Origin of the sequence: Streptomyces sp. NRRL S-244 (genome assembly GCF_000717915.1) — a bacterium.
Lineage (GTDB): Bacteria > Actinomycetota > Actinomycetes > Streptomycetales > Streptomycetaceae > Streptomyces.
In genome coordinates this window covers 57,967-76,303 of sequence record NZ_JOCX01000012.1, presented here as the reverse complement: position 1 = coordinate 76,303, position 18,337 = coordinate 57,967, and the positions used below count along the sequence as shown (strand labels likewise).

Below are 18,337 nucleotides of genomic sequence, written 5' to 3'. Positions count from 1 at the left end.
ATGACCGTCCAGCGCACCGCCCGTCCCCGGCACTACCTGATGTGCCGCCCGTCCCACTTCACCGTCGACTACCGCATCAACCCCTGGATGGACCCGGCCAAGCCGACCGACACCGACCTGGCCGTCCTGCAGTGGGAGCGGCTGTACGCCCTCTACCAGGAGCTCGGGCACACGGTCGACCTGATCGACCCGGTTCCGGGGCTGCCCGACATGGTCTACTCGGCCAACGGTGCCACCGTGCTCGGCGACCGCGTCCTGATGGCCCGTTTCCGCCACCCCGAGCGCGCCGCCGAAGCCCCCGCCTACCAGGCCTGGTTCGAGGCCAACGGCTACGCCGAGGTGGTCGCCCCGGAGCACGTCAACGAGGGCGAGGGCGACCTCCTGGTCGCCGGGTCCCGGATCCTGGCGGGCACCGGCTTCCGCACCGACCCGGCCTCGCACGCCGAGGCCGAACGGGTGCTCGGCGCCCCGGTGGTGGGCCTGACCCTGGTCGACCCGCGCTTCTACCACCTGGACACCGCCCTCGCCGTGCTCGACGACGACGAGATCATGTACTTCCCCGGTGCCTTCTCGGCCGAGTCGCAGGCGGTGCTGCGCGAGCTGTACCCGGACGCCCTGCTGGCCACGGAGGAGGACGCCGAGGTCTTCGGGCTGAACGCGCTCTCCGACGGGCGGAACGTCCTGCTCGCCGAGGCCGCCCGCGGGCTCGCGGACCGGCTGGCCGAGCGCGGTTTCACGCCGATCGGCGTCGACCTGTCCGAACTGTTCAAGGGCGGCGGCAGCGTCAAGTGCTGCACCCTGGAGCTCCGTCACGCCGCGCAGACCCCGACCGCGGGTGGTGCCGCATGAGCGCGCACCCGACCACCCCCGAGGAGGGCGGCGCTGCCGAGGCCACCGCCGCCGAGGCCGTCCCCTTCGCGGGCGTCCTCGACTGGCTCACCGAGCCCGGCGCCCCGGCCACCGTCCGCGCCCCCGAGCTGGCCGACGCGGCCGCCGCGCGGGACTGGCTCGCCGGGCACCGCGCCGAACTGCGCGCCGGACTCGACCGGTTCGGCGCCGTGTACGTGAGCGGGCTGCCGGTCCGCAGCGTCGACGACTTCGCCGTCGTCCGCGACGAGCTGGTCCGCCGGGCCACCCCGTACCGCGAGAAGGCCACCCCCCGCAGCGACTTCGGCTCCGGCGTCTTCTCCTCCACCGACCTGCCCGCCGCGCAGGCGATCCGCCCGCACAACGAGAACAGCTACACGCTGACCTTCCCCGGCCTGCTGCTCTTCGGCTGCCTGACCGCCCCCGAGGAGGGCGGCGCGACCCCCGTCACCGACTGCCGCGAGGTGCTGCGCTCGCTCCCCGCCGCGCTGGTCGAGCGGATGCGCGCCTCCGGCTGGGTCCTGACCCGCACCTACTCGCAGACCCTCTCGGTCGCCTGGCAGTCCGCCTTCGGGGCCACCACCCGCGAGGAGGTCGAGGCGTACTGCGCCGAGAACGCCATCGCCTGCGCCTGGGACGAAGAGGGCACGCTGCGCACCAGCCAGGTGCGGCCGGGCATCGTCCGCCACCCGCAGACCGGCGAGGAAGTCTGGTTCAACCACATGGCGTTCTGGAACCGCTTCTCGCTGGACGAGGAGCTGCGCGAGGTCCTGCTGGACGAACTCGGCCCCGGGGGGCTGCCCTTCGACACGGGTCTCGGTGACGGCGTCCCGCTGACGGAGGCGGACCTGGAGGACGTCAACGCCGCCTACGAGCGGGCCACCGTGCGCCGCGCCTGGCAGCCGGGGGACCTGCTGATCGTCGACAACGTCCTGACCGCGCACGGCCGCGACCCCTTCCGCGGCGACCGGCGGATCGTCGTCGCCATGGGCGACCCGGTCGCGGTGGCGGACTGCGCCCCGACCGTCGCCCCGCGCGCCGGAACCGTGGCGGCGGTGTCCCGTGGCTGAGCCGGCGAACCTGGTGGAGCGGTTCCTGGAGACCGCCCGGACCTTCCCCGGCCGGGCCGCGGTGCACGCCGCGGACGGTGCCCTGACCTTCGAGGAGCTGGCCGGGCGCACGGCCCGGCTGGCGGCGGCGCTGCGCGCGCTCGGCGTCCGCCCGGGCGACCGGGTCGGCGTGAGCCTGCCCCGCGGCACGGGCTGGGCCGTGGCCCCGCTGGCGGTGTGGCGGGCCGGTGCGGCCTACGTCCCTCTGGACCCGGCGTACCCCGGGGAGCGGCTCGCGCACATCGCGGCCGACGCCGGGCTGCGTGCGGTGGTCGCGCGGGCGGGGGCCGAGGCCGAGTGGGCCGAGGGCCTGCCGGTCCTGGACCCGGACACGGCACACCTGGCCACGGCGGCGCCTGCCGCGCAGGCCGACGCGGAGCCGTCCGGCCGTGCCGGGCACCCGGCCACCGCGGCCTACGTCATCCACACCTCGGGCTCCAGCGGACCCCCCAAGGGGGTGGAGGTCACTCACGCCGGCGTCGCCGCCCTCGTCGCGGGCCTGGAAGAGCGGGGCGTCTACCCGTCCGGCCACCGCGTGGTCGCCTGGAACGCCAGCCTGTCCTTCGACGCGTCCGTGCAGCAGTGGGTCCGCGTGTGCCGCGGCGACACCCTGGTCGTCCTGGACGACGAGGACCGCACGGACCCGGCCCGGCTGGACGCGCTGCTCGACGCGTACGGCGTGACCGACCTCGACTGCACCCCCTCGCACTGGCGGCTGACCGGTCCGCGGCTGCGGCCCGGGCGTCCGCTGCGGCTGCTGCTGGGCGGCGAGCCGGTGCCGGTACCGATGTGGCGGGCGCTGGCCGAGGACCCGGCCGTGGAGGCCTGGAACCTGTACGGCCCGACCGAGTGCACCGTCGACGCCACCGCGACCCGGATCACCGGGGCCGCCCCACGCCTGGGCGAGCCGCTGGCCGGGGTCCGCGCCCAGGTCCTCGACGAGGGGCTGCGGCCGGCCGCCACGGGCGAGCTGTACCTGGCCGGTCCGGGCGTGGCCGTCGGCTACGTCGGTCGGCCCGGGCTGACCGCCTCGCGGTTCGTCGCGGACCCCTTCTCCACCGACGGCGGCCGGATGTACCGCACGGGCGACCTGGTGCGCTGGCGGGCCGGCTCCGGTCTGGAGTTCCTGCGCCGCACCGACCGGCAGCTCAAGGTCCGCGGCTTCCGGGTGGAGCCGGGCGAGCTGGAGGACCGGCTGCGCGGCCACGCGGCGGTGGAGGCGGCCGTCGCCGTGGCCCGGACCGGGCCGGACGGCGACACCCTCCTCGCGGCGTACTGCGTCCTGGCTCCCGGGGCCCGGGTGACCGACGCGGAGCTGAGCCGGCACTGCGGGGCCGTGCTGCCCGCGCACTTCGTCCCGTCCGTCTTCGTCACGGTCGACGCGCTCCCGCTGACGCCGAACGGCAAGGTGGACACCGAGGCGCTGCCGCCGCTGCCGACGGCCCCCGCAGCCGGGCCGGAGTCCTCCGGGCGCGCCCCCGAGGGCCCGCTGGAGGAGCTGATCGCGACCGTGTGGGCCGAGGTCCTCGGCCGGGACGGCGTCGACGCGGAGGCGAACTTCTTCGCGCTCGGCGGCCATTCGCTGCTGGCGCTGCGCGTGGTGTCCCGGCTGAAGAAGAACGCCGGGATCGCGCTGCGGACCAAGGACGTCTACCGCTTCCCCGTCCTCGCGGACCTGGCCCGGCACGCGCAGTCGGTGCACGCCCTGGCCGCCGGGGAGGCCTCGTGAGCGTCCTCGACACCACCGCGGTGCGCCTGAAGGAGACCGGGGCGGGCGCTCCCACCCTGGTCTGCCTCGCCTTCTGCGGCGGGGGCACCGCCACCTTCCACGACTGGATCCCGGCCCTGCCGGACGGCGCCGGCCTGGTGGCCGTCTGCTATCCGGGGCGCGAGGGGCGGTTCGCCGAGGAGTTCGCCCGGACCTGGGACGAGCTCGCGACCGACGCCGCCGCCGGGGTCGCGGCGGTGGCCGGACAGGGCCCGTACGTCCTGTTCGGACACAGCATGGGCGGCTGGATGGCCTTCGACGTCACCGTACGGCTCGCCGCGGCGGGCGCGCCCCCGCCGCGCGCCCTGGTCGTCTCCGCCTGCAACGCCCCGGACCGCGGGGTCACCGACCGGGACCGGTTCCTGGCCCAGGGGCAGCGCGACGACGAGCTGCTCGGCTGGATGAGCACCCACGGCCTGCTGCCCGAGCACGTCCTCGAAGAGCCCGAGCTGACCGAGATGGCCGTGGAGCTGATGCGGGCCGACCTGGCCGCCCGGGACACCTTCACCCACACCCCCGGTGCCCGGACCGGCGTCCCGCTCCAGGTGTTCTCCGGGGACGCGGACCCGGTCATCGGCGAGGACGTGGGTCCGCGCTGGGCGGCACTGACCGACGGCCCGTTCCGCCACGACGTCCTGCCCGGCGGCCACTTCTACACCCCGGAGGTGTGGCGGGGCCTGCCCGCCCGGATCACCTCCCTGACCACCGGGGCCGCCGCGGCCCCCGCCCCCGTCCTCTCCGTGTCCGCCGCCCCGCGAGGGACGGCGACCCCATGACGAACGGCAGCTCCATGACCTTCTCCCCCGCCTTCGGCATCAGCCACGTCGAGTCCTACGTCGCCGACCTCGCGTCGGCGGCGGCCGAGATGACCGGCCGCTTCGGTTTCCGTGCGGTCGCCCGCGCCGCGTCCGCCGACGCGGAGTCCCTGCTCCTGCGCCAGGGCCGGATCTCCCTCGTCCTCACCCAGGCCCGCTCGCCGCACCACCCGGGCGCCGCCTACGTCCTGGCCCACGGCGACGGCGTCGCCGACATCGCGCTGAGCGTGCCCGACGTGGCCGCCGTCTTCGATGAGGCGGTCTCCCGCGGCGCGGTCCCCCTGGCCGTGCCGCGCCGGGACCCCGACGGCCGCACCCGGGCCGTGGTCGCCGGGTTCGGCGACGTCGTGCACACCCTCGTCGAGCCGGACCCGGCCGGGCTGCCCCCGGGCTTCACCCCGCTGCCGGACGCCGCCGCACCGGACGCGGACGGCGAACTCCTGGAGGAGCTGGACCACTTCGCGGTCTGCGTGGCCGCCGGACAACTCGCCCGGACCGTGGAGTTCTACACCCGCGTCCTCGGCTTCCGCATGATCTTCCAGGAGCTCATCCGGGTCGGCGCGCAGGCCATGGACTCCAAGGTGGTGCAGAGCGCCTCCGGCGAGGTCACCCTGACCCTGATCGAGCCCGACACCTCCCGCGAGCCGGGGCAGATCGACCGGTTCCTCGCCGAGCACGGCGGCGCGGGCGTCCAGCACATCGCCTTCGCCTCCCGGGACGTCGTCCGGGCGGTCGGGGCGCTGCGCGAGCGCGGCGTGGAGTTCCTGAGCGTCCCCGACACCTACTACACGATGCTCGCGGACCGGCTCGACCTGGCCCGGCACTCCACGCAGGAGCTCCGGCGCATCAGCGTCCTGGTCGACGAGGACCACGACGGGCAGCTCTTCCAGATCTTCACCCGCTCCACCCACCCGCGCCGCACCCTCTTCCACGAGGTGATCGAGCGGTTCGGCGCCCGCACCTTCGGCAACGGCAACATCAAGGCCCTGTACGAGGCCGTCGAGGCCGAGCGGCTGGGCGCCGGAGAGGTCCTGCGGTGAGCGCCGGTCACGACACCGCGCCGGTCCCGGTCCGGCTGGAGGACTTCGCCGGACCCGCCCGCCGGGCCCTGCCCCCGGAGGTCTGGGACTTCATCGCGGGCGGCAGCGGCGAGGAGCTGACCCTGGCCGCCAACCGGGCCGCCCTGGACCGGATCCGCCTCGTCCCCCGCGTCCTGTCGGGTCCCGGGGCGCTTGACACCTCGGCCGAACTCCCGGGCGGCCGGGCGGCCCTGCCCGTGGCGGTCGCGCCCATGGCCTACCAGCGGCTGCTCCACCCCGAGGGCGAGCTGGCCACGGCCCGCGCGGCGGCGGCCGCCGGAGTGCCGTTCACCCTGAGCACGCTGAGCAGCGTGCCGGTGGAGGAGGTCACGGCGCTGGGCGGGGTCACCTGGTTCCAGCTGTACTGCCAGCGGGACCCGGGGCTCACCGCCGAGCTGGTGCGGCGCGCCGAGGACGCGGGCTGCGCCGCGGTGATGGTCACGGTCGACGTCCCCTCGATGGGCCGGCGCCTGCGCGACCTGCGCAACGGCTTCGCCCTGCCGGCGGGCGTGGCGGCCGCACACCTCGACCCGGCCACGACCCGCCGGGCCGCCGAGCGCCGGGCCGGGACGTGCGCGGTGGCGGAGCACACCGCCGAGTCCTTCGCCCGCGCCCTGGGCTGGGACGACCTGGCCCGGCTGCGGGAGCAGACGGAACTGCCCCTGATCGTCAAGGGGATCCTCGATCCGGGTGACGCCGCGACCGCGGCCGCGGCCGGCGCGGACGCCATCGTCGTCTCCAACCACGGCGGCCGCCAGCTCGACGGCGCGGTCGCCAGCGCGGACATGCTGCCCGCGGTCCGGGAGGCGGTCCCGCCGTCCTGCCGACTGCTGCTGGACAGCGGGATCCGCGGCGGGACCGACGTCCTGAAGGCCCTGGCGCTCGGCGCGGACGGGGTGCTGCTGGGCCGCCCCGTCCTCTGGGGCCTGGCCGCGGACGGCGCGGAGGGCGTGTCCCGGGTGCTGGGGCTGCTGGCGGCCGAACTGCGCTCCGCCCTGGAGCTGTCGGGCTGCGGCACCCCCGCCGACGCACCCTGGCTGACGACGCTGGGGGCGGGCCGGTGACCCCCACGGCCGTGGCCCTGGACCGGGCCGATCTGCACGCGTCCCTCGCGGACCCCGCGCTGCTGTCCATGACCTTCCTCAACGAGATCGCGGGACGGTTCCCCGAGGCGGTCTCCTTCGCCCCCGGGCGGCCGACGGAGGACTTCTTCGACCCGTCCGACCTGCACCGCTACCTCGACACGTACATCCACCACCTCACCGCGGACAAGGGCTACGACGAGGCCGGGGTGCGGCGGGAGCTGTTCCAGTACGGCCGCACCAAGGGCGTCGTGCACGAGCTGATCGCCCGTCACCTCGAACGGGACGAGGGCATCGTCTGCGACCCGGAGGCCGTCCTGGTCACGGTGGGCGCGCAGGAGGCGCTGTGGCTCGTGCTGCGCGCCCTGAAGGCCGGCCCGCGGGACGTGGTGCTGGCCCTGGACCCGACGTACGTCGGGCTGACGGGCGCGGCCCGGCTGCTGGACCTCCCGGTGCGGTCGGTGCCCGAGGGCCCCCGCGGGGTGTGTCCGGAGCAGGTCCGCGAGCGGATCCGCGAGGTCCGCGCGGCCGGGGAACGGCCCCGGGCGCTGTACCTGGTGCCGGACTTCTCCAACCCGAGCGGCCACTCCCTGGGGACGGCGACGCGCCGGGAGCTGCTGGAGGTCGCGGAGCAGGAGGACGTGCTGCTGCTGGAGGACAACCCGTACGGGTACTTCCGGATGGCGGACGACTCCCGGCCACCGACGCTGAAGGCCCTCGACACCGGGCAGCGGGTCGTCTACCTGGGCTCGCTGGCCAAGACCTGCTTCCCCGGCGCCCGGGTGGGCTTCGCCGTCGCGGACCAGCGGGTCACGGGGGCGGGCGGCCCGGCGCTGCTGGCCGACGAGCTGGCCCGGGCCAAGAGCATGCTGACCGTCAACACCCCGCCGGTGGCTCAGGCGCTGGTCGGCGGCATGCTGCTGGAGCACGGCGGCAGCCTGCTGGAGGCCAACCGCCGCCAGATCGACGTCTACCGGCGCAACCTGCGCTGTCTGCTCCAGGGGCTGGACCGGCGGTTCGCCCGGATGCCCGGGGTCCGGTGGATCGCCCCCGCGGGCGGCTTCTTCGTCGTGCTCGACGTGCCGTTCCCGGTGACCGACGCCCTGGTCGAGGAGGCCGCCGTCCGGCACGGGGTGCTCTTCACGCCGATGCGCCACTTCAGCGACCAGGAGCGGGCCGGGCGCCAACTGCGGCTGTCGTGCAGCTCCTTGGACCCCGACCGGATCGAGGACGGGCTCGACCGGCTGGCGGCGCTGATCGACGAGCACGGCGCGGCACCGCATGACTGAGCCCCTCGCCCCGCCCGCGCCCCTCCCCGCTCCCCTCCCCGCTCTCCTCGCACCACCCCCAGAAGGGACGTCCATGCACACCGACGACGCGCGCGGACCGCGGCATTCACTCGTCCGGCCCCTGATCCGTGCCGTCCGCCGCGACCCCGCGGCGGTGGCCGTCGTCGACGGCGGCGTCGCCCGCACCTACGGCGAACTCGACCGGCTGTCCGCCGAGATCGCGGGCGGGCTCGCCGCCCGCGGCCTGGGACCGGACGACGTGGTCGCCGTCCACGGCGAACGGTCCTGGGAGCGCTGCGCCGCGGTGCTCGGCGCCTGGCGGGCCGGCCTGGGCGTGGTCTGCGTCGACCCGGGCATGCCCGCGCCGCGGGCCGCGCGGATCGCCCGGCTCTGCGCCCTGCTGGTCCGTCCCGACCACACCGCGCCGACCGGGCTCGGCCCCGCCGAGGTCGCCTTCGGCGAGCTGCGCGGCGCCCCGCTGGAGGAGCTGCGCGAGGGGACCGTCGGGTACGTCATCCCCACTTCCGGATCGACCGGTGAGCCCAAGTCGGTGGCCGTTCCCCCGTCGGTGCTGGCCGCGCTCGGCGACTGGCACGTGCGGCACTGGGCCCACGACCGCCCGCCGCACACCCTCCAGGCGGCCTCGATCGGCTTCGACGTGGGCTACGAGGAGATCGTCACCACCTGGCTGGCCGGGGCCGCGCTGGTCGTCGTCTCCGACGGGGAACGCCAGGACCCCTTCGCGCTGATGGACCTGATCCGCGAACAGCGCGTCGCCCGGCTGTTCCTGCCGGTGGTGGGGCTGCACGCGCTGGCCACGGCCGCCGTGTTCGAACCGGACGCGATGCCCGACCTGCGGGAGATCGCGGTCGCGGGCGAGCGCCTCGTCGTCAACTCCGAGGTGCGGGAGTTCTGCGCGGCCGCCGGGGTCGCCCTGGTCAACGAGTACGGGCCCAGCGAGACCCACGTGGTCACGCAGTACCGGCTGGACCCGCGGGAGGCCGCTTCCTGGCCCGAGCACCCGCCGATCGGCGGTGCAGTCGCCGGGGCGGAGCTGCTGCGCGAGGCGGACGGCGTGCTGCGGCCGTTCGCGGCGGGCGAGGAGGCGGAGCTGGTCGTCGGCGGGGGCAGTGTCGGCCTCGGCTATCTGGGCGACCCGGAGCTGACCGCGGCCCGCTTCCGGACCCTGCCCCACCGCGACGGGACCCCGCGCCGTACGTACGCCACGGGGGACGTCGTCCGGTTCGACGGGGCGGACTTCCACTTCGTGGCCCGGGCCGACGACCAGCTCAAGGTGAGCGGGTACCGGGTCGAGCCCGGCGAGGTCGAGGCGGTCCTGGGCGCGGTCCCGGGGGTCCGCCGGGCCGTGGTGGTGGCGGTGGAGGTCGCGGGCTCGCGCCGGCTGGCGGCCGTGTGGACCCGGACGGGGGCGGACGGCCCCGGGCCCGAGGAGCTGGCCGCGGCGTGCGCCGCGCACCTGCCCGCGTACATGGTGCCCCGGCACTTCCGGCCCGTGGAGGACCTGCCGGTGACCGCCAACGGAAAGGTCGACCGGGCCGCCCTGCGGACGCTGTTCGCCCCGGCCCGCACCGCCGTCTGACGAGCACGCGGAGGCCCGCGGAGGCCCGCGGCGAACGAGAACGAGAACGAGGAAGACTATGAGGGGAATCGACGTGACCGAGGCGGAGCGGATCCTGTGCGGTGTCCTGGCGGACCTGTTCGGAATCCAGGAGGTCGGCCCGCAGGACGGCTTCGTCCGGCTCGGCGGTGACAGCATCATCGCCGTGCAGGTGGTCGGCGCGGCCCGCCGGGCCGGGCTGCGCATCACCGTCCGGGACGTGCTGACCCTGCCGGACGTGGCGGCCCTGGCCGCCGCCGCGCGGCCGCTGGCCCGGTCCGCCCGGTCCGGTGCCGACGACGGGGTCGGGCCGGTCCGGCCGACGCCGGTGATGCACTGGCTCGACGAGCGCGGCGGGCCCGCCGACCGCTACCACCAGTACCTGGTGGTGCGGACCCCGGCCGGACTGACCGGGCAGAGCGCGGCCGAGGTGCTCCAGGCGGTCCTGGACCGGCACGACATGCTGCGCGTGGTCCGGGACGGCTCCGGCTGGCGGACCCGCCCGGCGGGGTCGGTGCGCGCCGCGGAGTGCCTGCGCCGGGTGGCGACGGAGGGCCGCGAGGCCACCGCCGAGGAGGTCGGGCGGGAGGTGCACGCGGCCCGCGACCGGCTCTCGGTGGGCGGCGGGGTGATCGTGCAGGCCGTCTGGTTCGACGCCGGGGCCGGGCTGCCCGGGGCGCTGGCCCTGGTCGTCAACCACGTGGTCGTGGACGGGATCTCCTGGCGGGTGCTGACCGGGGACCTCACCCGGGCCTGGGAGGCGGTCGCCGCCGGACGGGCCCCCGCCGGGGCCCTCGACCCGGTGGCCACCTCGTTCCGCAGCTGGTCCGAGCTGCTCACCGCGGAGGCGGCCGGGGAGCGGACCGCGGCCGAAGCCCCGTACTGGAGCGGTGTGGTGCGGCCGGGTGCGGGCATCGCGGGCCGCCGCCCGCTGGATCCGGCCCGCGACCACGAGGACCGCGCCGGGCACCTCGCCCTGAGCCTGCCCGCGGCGACGGCCGGGCCGCTGCTGACGTCGGTGGCCGACCGGCTGGGCGCCGACGCCAACGAGGTGCTGCTGGCCGGGCTCTCCCTGGCCCTGGCCCGGTGGCGGCCCTGTGGCCCGGAGGTCCTGGTGGAGCTGGAGGGCCACGGCCGGGAGGACATCGGCGCCGAGGCCGACCTCTCCCGTACCGTCGGCTGGTTCACCACCCTCTTCCCCACCCGCTTCGCCCTGGAAGGCCTGGGCGCGGCGGACGCCGAGGACGGCGGCCCCACCGCCGGTGAGGCACTGCGGCGGGTCCGGGAGCAGCTGCGGGAGATCCCGCGCAAGGGCATCGGGTACGGCCTGCTGCGCCACCTCGACCCGGTCGTCGGCAAGGAGCTCGCCGCGGCGGAGCCCGCGGGCCTCGGTTTCAACTACCTGGGCCGGCTGGGCGGTCCGGGCGGCGGCGACTGGCAGCTGCTGCCCGCCCACGGGGCCCGGCTCGACGCCCCCGGCCCGGGCATGCCGATGGCGCACGCCGTCGAGGTGAACGCCTTCGTCCTGGAGTCGGCGGACGGACCCGTCCTGCACGCCGACTGGGCCTGGGCCGACGGCGTCCACGACGAGGCGGAGGTCCGGGCGCTGGCCGAGGGCTGGTTCCGGATGCTCGGCGCCCTCGTCGTCCTGGCCGACCGCACCGGCCCCGCGGTCCCGTCCACCGTCCCGCCCGCCTCCGGCCTGACGCTCGACGCGATCGGCCAGGACGAACTGGACGACCTCGCGGCCTCCCTCGGCCTCCTCTGAGCTCGGCCTCCTCTGACCTCGACCGGACCGCTGTCCCCGACCGGACCGCACCCCCGCCCCGCCGTCGCTCTCCGACGGACTCCCAGAAAGCGACATCAGCCATGAACACCAGCCGGCCGGCCATCGAGGACGTCCTGCCCCTCTCCCCGCTGCAGGAGGGCATGCTCTTCCACTCCGGGTACGACGAGGACTCCAAGCACCTCTACATCGCCCAGTTCACCGTCGACCTGGACGGGACGCTCGACGCGGGACGGCTGCGCCGGGCCGCCTGGGAGCTGCTGCGCCGTCACGCCAACCTGCGGGTGGTCCTCACCCACCGCAAGAACGGCGATCCCGTCCAGGTGGTCCGCCGGGACATGGAGCCGGCCTGGCGGGAGCACGACCTCGGCGCTCTGCCCGCCGGGGCGGCCGAGGAGCGGGCCGTGGAGCTGACGGAGGAGGACTGGGCACAGGGCGTCGACAGCCGCCGCCCGCCGCTGCTGCGGTTCACGCTGCTGCGGCTGGCGGACGACCGGCACCGACTCCTGGTATCGGCCCATCACATCCTGCTGGACGGCTGGTCGTTCGGGCTGCTCTTCCGCGAGCTGTTCACCCTGTACGCGGGTGGCGAGCCGGAGCCGGTACGGCCCTACCGGGAGTACCTGGCGCACCTCGCGCGCTGCGACCGGCCCGCCGCCGAGGAGGCCTGGCGCACCGCCCTGGCCGGTCTCGGTGCGCCCGGCCGGATCGCGGACGGCGCCGGCCGGGTCTCCCCCGGTGCCACCCCCGAGGACGTGGTGGTGCGGCTGGACGAGGAGCGGACGGCGGCGCTGACCGCGCGGGCCCGGGAGTGCGGGCTGCTGCTGACCAGCGTGGTCCAGGGCGCCTGGGCGGTGCTCATGGCCCGCGCCACCGGGCAGGACGACGTGGTCTTCGGTCTCACGGTCAGCGGCCGCCCCGCCGAACTGCCGGGTTCGGAGCGGATGATCGGCATGCTGATCAACACCGTGCCCGTCCGGGCCCGGGTCGACGCGGCCGCCCCGCTGCGCCGGGTCTGCGCGGAGCTCCAGCGCGAGCGGGCAGAGCTGGTGGACCACGATCACCTGGGGCTGACGGAGATCCAGAAGCTGGCCGGTTCCCCGTCCGCGCTCTTCGACACGAACCTGGTCTTCGAGAACTTCCCGATGAGCGACTACGCGCTCGACCTGCCCGGCTTCGGCCTCGAGGCGCGGATCCGGTTCCGGGACACCACGCACTTCCCGCTGACCCTGGTGGTCGAGCCGGGCGCGGCGCTCGGCCTGCGGCTGAGCCACCACCCCGGGCTCATCGGCACCGAGCGGGTGCGGGAGCTGGGCGAGCGGCTGGTGCGGCTGCTGGAGCGATGGACGGCCGACCCGGACGCGCCGGTGGAAGTCCTGGACGCGCTGACCGCGGCCGAGCGCCACCGGGTCCTGGCCGAGTGGAACGACACCGCCGCCGCCCTCCCGGCGTCGACGCTGACCGCGCTGCTCGCGGAGCAGGCGGCCCGGACCCCGGACGCCACCGCCGTCGTCTTCGAGGGGGAAACCCTGACCTACCGGGCACTGGACGAGCGGGCGGGCCGCCTCGCGGACGTGCTCGCGGCCCGCGGCATCGGACCGGAGAGCCTGGTCGCGGTCGCCGTACCGCGCTCCCTCGACCTGATGGTCGCCCTGTGCGGGGTGCTGAAGGCGGGGGCCGCCTACCTGCCCGTCGACCCCGGCCAGCCCGAGGAGCGCAACCTCGGGATCATGGCCGACGCCGCCCCGGCGCTGGTGCTGAGCACCGGCTGGGAGGCGCAGGGGACGCCGACGCTGCGGCTGGACGCCCCGCTCCCCGCGGCGGATCCCGCATCGCGGCCGGTGGTCCTTCCCGACCACCCGGCGTACGCGATCTTCACCTCCGGCTCCACCGGGCGCCCCAAGGGCGCGCTGGTCCCGCACCGGGCCATCGTCAACCGGCTGGAGTGGATGCAGCGGGAGTACGGCCTGGGGGCCGGGGACCGGGTGCTGCAGAAGACGCCGAGCGGTTTCGACGTCTCGGTGTGGGAGTTCTTCTGGCCGCTGCTGACCGGGGCGACCCTCGTCGTCGCGAAGCCCGGCGGCCACCAGGACCCCGCCTACCTGGCCGACCTGATCGCGCGGGAGTCCGTCACCACCGCGCACTTCGTGCCGTCCATGCTCGACGTGTTCCTGCGCGAGCCCGCCGCGGCGGGCGCCCGCTCGCTGCGCCGGGTGATCGCCAGTGGCGAAGCGCTGCCCCCGCACACCCAGGACGCCTTCTTCCGGGTCCTGCCCGGCGCGGAGCTGCACAACCTGTACGGCCCGACCGAGGCCGCGGTCGACGTCACGCTCTGGCCCTGCCGGGCCGGGGACGCCACCGTCCCGATCGGCCGGCCCGCCGCCAACACCCGTACGTACGTCCTGGACGGCCGGCTCGCCCCGGTGGCGCCCGGCACCGCGGGCGAGCTGTACCTGGCCGGCGTGCAGCTGGCTCGCGGCTATCTCGGCCGGCCCGCTCTGACCGCCGACCGGTTCGTGGCCTGCCCCTTCGAGCCGGGGGCCCGCATGTACCGCACGGGCGACCTGGTGCGCTGGCGGGCCGACGGCGTCCTGGAGTACCTGGGCCGCACCGACGACCAGGTCAAGATCCGCGGCTTCCGCATCGAGCCGGGCGAGGTCCAAAGCGCCGCCGCGGGCTGCGCGGGCGTCTCCCACGCGGCGGTCGTCGTCCGCGAGGACCGGCCGGGCGATCCCCGGCTCGTGGCGTACGTGGTGCCCCGCCCGGGCGCCGCGCCGACCCCCGCCGCCGTGCGCGGCGAGCTGGCCGCCGCGCTGCCCGAGCACATGGTCCCGGCCGTGGTCGTGCTGGACGGACTGCCGGTGACGCCGAACGGCAAGCTCGACCGGCGGGCCCTGCCCGCCCCCGCCCTGCGCACCGGCGGCCGCGGCGGCCGCACCGAGCGGGAGCGGATCCTGACGGGCCTGTTCGCGTCGGTGCTGGGCCTGCCCGAGGTGGGCGCCGACGACGACTTCTTCGAGCTGGGCGGCCATTCCCTGCTGGCGATGCGGCTGGTGGCGCAGGTGCGCGGGGCGTTCGGCGCGGAGCTGGGCATCCGTGAGGTGTTCACCGCCCGCACTCCGGCCGCGCTCGCCGCGCTGATCGACGGCGCGGACCGGGCCCGTCCCGCGCTGCGGCCGCAGGCGCGCCCGGCGCAGCTGCCGCTCTCCCCGGCGCAGCGCCGGCTGTGGTTCCTGGACCGGCTCGACGGGCCGAACCCGGCCTACCACAGCGCGGTCGCGCTCCGGCTCGGCGGTCCGCTGGACGTGGAGGCGCTGCGCGGGGCGCTGGCCGACCTGGCCGAGCGGCACGAGATCCTGCGCACCGTCCACCCGGAGGCCGACGGCGAGCCCCGTCAGGTCGTCCTGCCCCCGGCCCCGCCGGCCCTGGAGCTCCTCGACGCGGCCGGCGCGGACATCGACGAGATCGCCGCACGCCCCTTCGACCTGGCAACCGACGCGCCCCTGCGGGCCGCGCTGCTGACGGCCGGGCCCGAGAGGCACACGCTGGTGCTGGCCCTGCACCACATCGCCACCGACGGCGAGTCCTGGGGGCCGCTGCTGGGCGACCTCTCGTACGCCTACGCGGCCCGCACGGGCGGCGGCGCTGAGCCGCGCCCGCCGCTGGCGGTGCAGTACGCCGACTACACGCTCTGGCAGCGCGCCCTGCTGGACGGCGCGGCCGAGGAGCAGCTGTCGTACTGGCGCACCGCGCTGGCCGGGCTGCCGGAGGAGCCGGTGCTGCCCACCGACCGGCCCCGGCCGGAGGTGGCCGATCCGGCCGGCGCGGCCGTTGCCTTCGGCCTGGACGCGGCTCTGACCGCGCAGGTGGAGGCGCTGGCCCGGGCGCACGGCTGCACCGTCTTCATGGTGCTCCAGGCCGCGCTGGCGGTGGTGCTGTCCCGGCTCGGCGCGGGGGCCGACGTGCCGATCGGGACAGTCGTCGCGGGCCGTACCGACGCAGCCCTGGACGATCTGGTGGGCTTCTTCGTCAACACCCTGGTCCTGCGCACCGACCTGTCCGGGGACCCGACGTTCGCGGAACTGCTGGAGCGGGTGCGGGAGAGCGATCTGGCGGCCTTCGCCCATCAGGACGTGCCCTTCGAGCAGGTCGTCGAGGCGGTCAACCCGCGGCGCTCGCTCTCCCACCACCCGCTGTTCCAGGTGGCGCTGACGATGCGCCGGGCGGCCGCCGCCGGCCTGCAGCTGCCCGGGCTGACGGCGGTGGCCGAGGAGGTCGACGTAGCGCGGGCCGAGTTCGAGCTGGCGCTGCAGTTCACGGAGGCGGCCGGGGCGGGCGAGGGGCTGAGCGCGGTGGCCAAGTACCGTACCGAGCTCTTCGACGAGGCCACCGTGCGCGCCCTCGTGGAGCGGCTGCGCGGGGTCCTGGCGGCGGCGGTACGGGCGCCGCGCGGCCGGGTCTCGGCCCTGGAGGTGCTGCTGGCGCGGGAGCGGCAGCAGCTGCTGGCCGACTGGCAGCCGCCGGCCCCGCCTCGAGCGGGTACGGCGGTGCACCTGGAATTCGCCCGGAGGGCAGCGCTGCACCCGGCCACCGTGGCCCTGGTGTCCGGCCCCGACGCCATCACCTACGGGGAGCTGGACCGGCGCGCCGACCGGCTGGCGCGGCGGCTGGCCGGCCTCGGTGTCACCGCCGAGACCCCGGTGGGGGTGCTGATGGGGCGCTCCCCCGAGGTGGTCGTGGCGATGCTGGCCGTCCTCAAGGCGGGCGGCGCGTACCTGCCGCTGCACACCGGCCAGCCCGCCGCACGCACCCGGCGGATCCTGGACGCCGCGGGCTGCTCCGTGCTGCTGGTCGACGAGACCCACGCCGGGCTCGCCCCGGAGGGCGTGCGGACGGTCCCGGCCGGCGCGGCGGAGGCGCCCGGCGCTCTCGCGGACGGCGGGGGGTTCACCCCCGCGCCGTGCCCGCCCGGGCAGCTCGCCTACCTGATGCACACCTCGGGCTCGACCGGCGAGCCCAAGGGCGTCGCCGTCACCCACCGGGACGTCCTGGACCTCGTGGCCGACCGGGGCTGGCACACCCGGGGCGCCGAGCGCGTCCTGTTCCACGCGCCGCACGCCTTCGACATCGCCGACTACGAGCTGTGGGTGGCGCTGCTGTCGGGCTGGCAGGTCGTCGTCGCCCCCGAGGGCGAGCCGACGGTCGCCGGGCTGGGCGCCCTGATCCGCGGGGCGGGCATCACCGCCGTGCACCTGACGGCCGGTCTGTTCCGCGTGGTCGCCGAGGAGGACCCCGGCCTGCTGGCCGGCGTCCGCGAGGTGCTGACCGGCGGCGACGTCGTCAGCCCCGCCGCGGTCCGCGCCGTGCTGGCCGCCTGCCCGGACACCGTGGTCCGCCACCTGTACGGGCCCACCGAGGCGACCCTGTGCGCGACCAGCCACCTGATCACCGGCGCCGCGGACGCCGACGGCCCGGTGCCGATCGGCCGCCCCCTGGACGGCACCCGTGCGTACGTGCTGGACGGGCGGATGCGGCTGGTGCCGCCGGGCACCCCGGGCGAGCTGTACCTGGCCGGTGCCGGAGTGGCGCGCGGCTACCACCGACGGCCCGCGGCCACCGCGGAGCGGTTCGTCGCCGACCCGTTCGGCGACGCGCCCGGGACGCGCATGTACCGCACCGGCGACCTCGCCCGGTGGCGGGCCGACGGACTGCTGGAGTTCCTCGGCCGGGCCGACGAGCAGGTGAAGGTCCGCGGCTTCCGCGTGGAGCCCGGCGAGGTCGAGGCCGCGCTGGCCGCCTGCCCGGGCGTCCGCCAGGCCGTGGTCGCCGTACGGGCCGCCGCGGACGGCGAGAAGCGGCTGGCCGGGTACGTGGTCGGGGAGGTCTCCGGGCCCTCGGTACGGCGCCGTCTGGAGCGGCTGCTGCCGGATTACATGCTGCCCTCGTACGTCCTGGTCCTGGACGCGCTGCCGCTGACCCCCAACGGCAAGGTGGACTACCGGGCCCTGCCCGAGCCCGCGCTGCCCGCTTCCGGCGGACGTGCCCCCCGTACCCCCCGGGAGGAGATCCTGGCGGGGCTCTTCGCCGAGGTGCTCGGCCTCGACGCGGTCGCCGCCGACGCGGGCTTCTTCGACCTGGGCGGCCACTCACTGCTGGCGACCCGGCTGGTCAGCCGGATCCGTACGGCCCTCGGGGTCGAGCTGCCGCTGCGCGACGTCTTCCGCGCGCAGACCGTGGCCGCCCTCGCGGAGCTGGCCGGGAGCGCCGACCGGGCGCGGCCGCCGCTGCGCCGTGCGGAGCCCGGGCAGGGCGCGCCGCTGTCCTCGGCGCAGCACCGGCTGTGGTTCGCGCACCAGGCGGAGGGCCCGTCCGGCCACCACAACGTGCCCTTCGCCTACCGGCTGACGGGTCCGCTGGACGCGCCGGCGCTGCGTGCGGCGCTCGGCGACGTGGTGGCCCGGCACGAGGTGCTGCGGACCGTCTTCGACGAGTGCGGGGGCGAGCCGGTGATCCGGCTGCTGGAGGGTGCGGCGGCCGACGTGCCGCTGGAGGTCCTCGCCGTCGCGGAGGCCGGTGCCGTCGCGGACGCGGTACGGGAGGTGACGGGCCACTGCTTCGACATCTCGGCCGAACTGCCGCTGCGGGCCCGGCTGCTGGAGCTGGGGCGGGAAGAGTGGGTGCTCGTGCTGGTGGTGCACCACATCGCCACCGACGGCTGGTCGTGGGGGCCGCTCCTGGCCGACCTGGCCACCGCCTACGCCGCCCGCCTGGCGGGCGGGGAGCCCGCCTTCGAGCCGCTGCCCGTGCAGTACCGGGACCACACCGTCTGGCAGCGGTCCGTGCTCGGCGCGGAGGGCGACCCGGACGCGCTGATCACCCGTCAGCTCGACTTCTGGGCCAAGGAGCGTCGCGGGACGCACGGAC

General features: G+C 76.3%; 9 protein-coding genes and 1 pseudogene. All 10 read left to right on the top strand.

Going from position 1 to position 18,337, the window contains the following annotated elements; all coding sequences use genetic code 11:
• A complete protein-coding gene (gene ddaH, locus IF02_RS0116860; RefSeq protein WP_030157719.1) occupies positions 1-849 on the top strand; it encodes a dimethylargininase in 849 nt (282 codons plus the stop codon).
• Positions 846-1,937 carry a TauD/TfdA family dioxygenase gene (locus IF02_RS0116855; RefSeq protein WP_078622135.1) on the top strand — a complete coding sequence of 364 codons (1,092 nt, stop codon included), beginning with the start codon at positions 846-848 and terminating at the stop codon, positions 1,935-1,937. Before ddaH ends, IF02_RS0116855 begins: the two co-directional genes overlap by 4 nt.
• Entirely contained in the window at positions 1,930-3,705 is a 1,776-nt protein-coding gene (locus IF02_RS0116850) for a non-ribosomal peptide synthetase (protein WP_037836453.1), read from the top strand. The genes IF02_RS0116855 and IF02_RS0116850 overlap by 8 nt, the downstream gene beginning before the upstream one ends.
• Entirely contained in the window at positions 3,702-4,520 is an 819-nt protein-coding gene (locus IF02_RS0116845) for a thioesterase II family protein (RefSeq protein WP_234318229.1), read from the top strand. The genes IF02_RS0116850 and IF02_RS0116845 overlap by 4 nt, the downstream gene beginning before the upstream one ends.
• Complete coding sequence (gene hppD / locus IF02_RS0116840; RefSeq protein WP_234318228.1) at positions 4,517-5,599, top strand: 4-hydroxyphenylpyruvate dioxygenase; 1,083 nt, start codon at positions 4,517-4,519, stop codon at positions 5,597-5,599. The genes IF02_RS0116845 and hppD overlap by 4 nt, the downstream gene beginning before the upstream one ends.
• The gene (locus IF02_RS0116835; RefSeq protein ID WP_030157709.1) at positions 5,596-6,702 is read left to right on the top strand and encodes an alpha-hydroxy acid oxidase; all 1,107 of its coding nucleotides are present in this window, start codon (positions 5,596-5,598) and stop codon (positions 6,700-6,702) included. Before hppD ends, IF02_RS0116835 begins: the two co-directional genes overlap by 4 nt.
• Complete coding sequence (locus IF02_RS0116830; protein WP_030157708.1) at positions 6,699-8,009, top strand: PLP-dependent aminotransferase family protein; 1,311 nt, start codon at positions 6,699-6,701, stop codon at positions 8,007-8,009. The genes IF02_RS0116835 and IF02_RS0116830 overlap by 4 nt, the downstream gene beginning before the upstream one ends.
• Before the next feature lie 73 nt (positions 8,010-8,082).
• Positions 8,083-9,609 carry an AMP-binding protein gene (locus IF02_RS0116825; protein ID WP_030157706.1) on the top strand — a complete coding sequence of 509 codons (1,527 nt, stop codon included), beginning with the start codon at positions 8,083-8,085 and terminating at the stop codon, positions 9,607-9,609.
• 58 nt (positions 9,610-9,667) lie between these two features.
• On the top strand, positions 9,668-11,395 hold the full coding sequence (locus IF02_RS0116820) for a condensation domain-containing protein (protein WP_030157704.1): 1,728 nt from the start codon (positions 9,668-9,670) through the stop codon (positions 11,393-11,395).
• Between the two features lie 101 nt (positions 11,396-11,496).
• Positions 11,497-18,270 (top strand): annotated as a pseudogene (locus IF02_RS32450) (amino acid adenylation domain-containing protein); the annotation flags it as partial.
• Positions 18,271-18,337 lie beyond the last annotated feature (67 nt).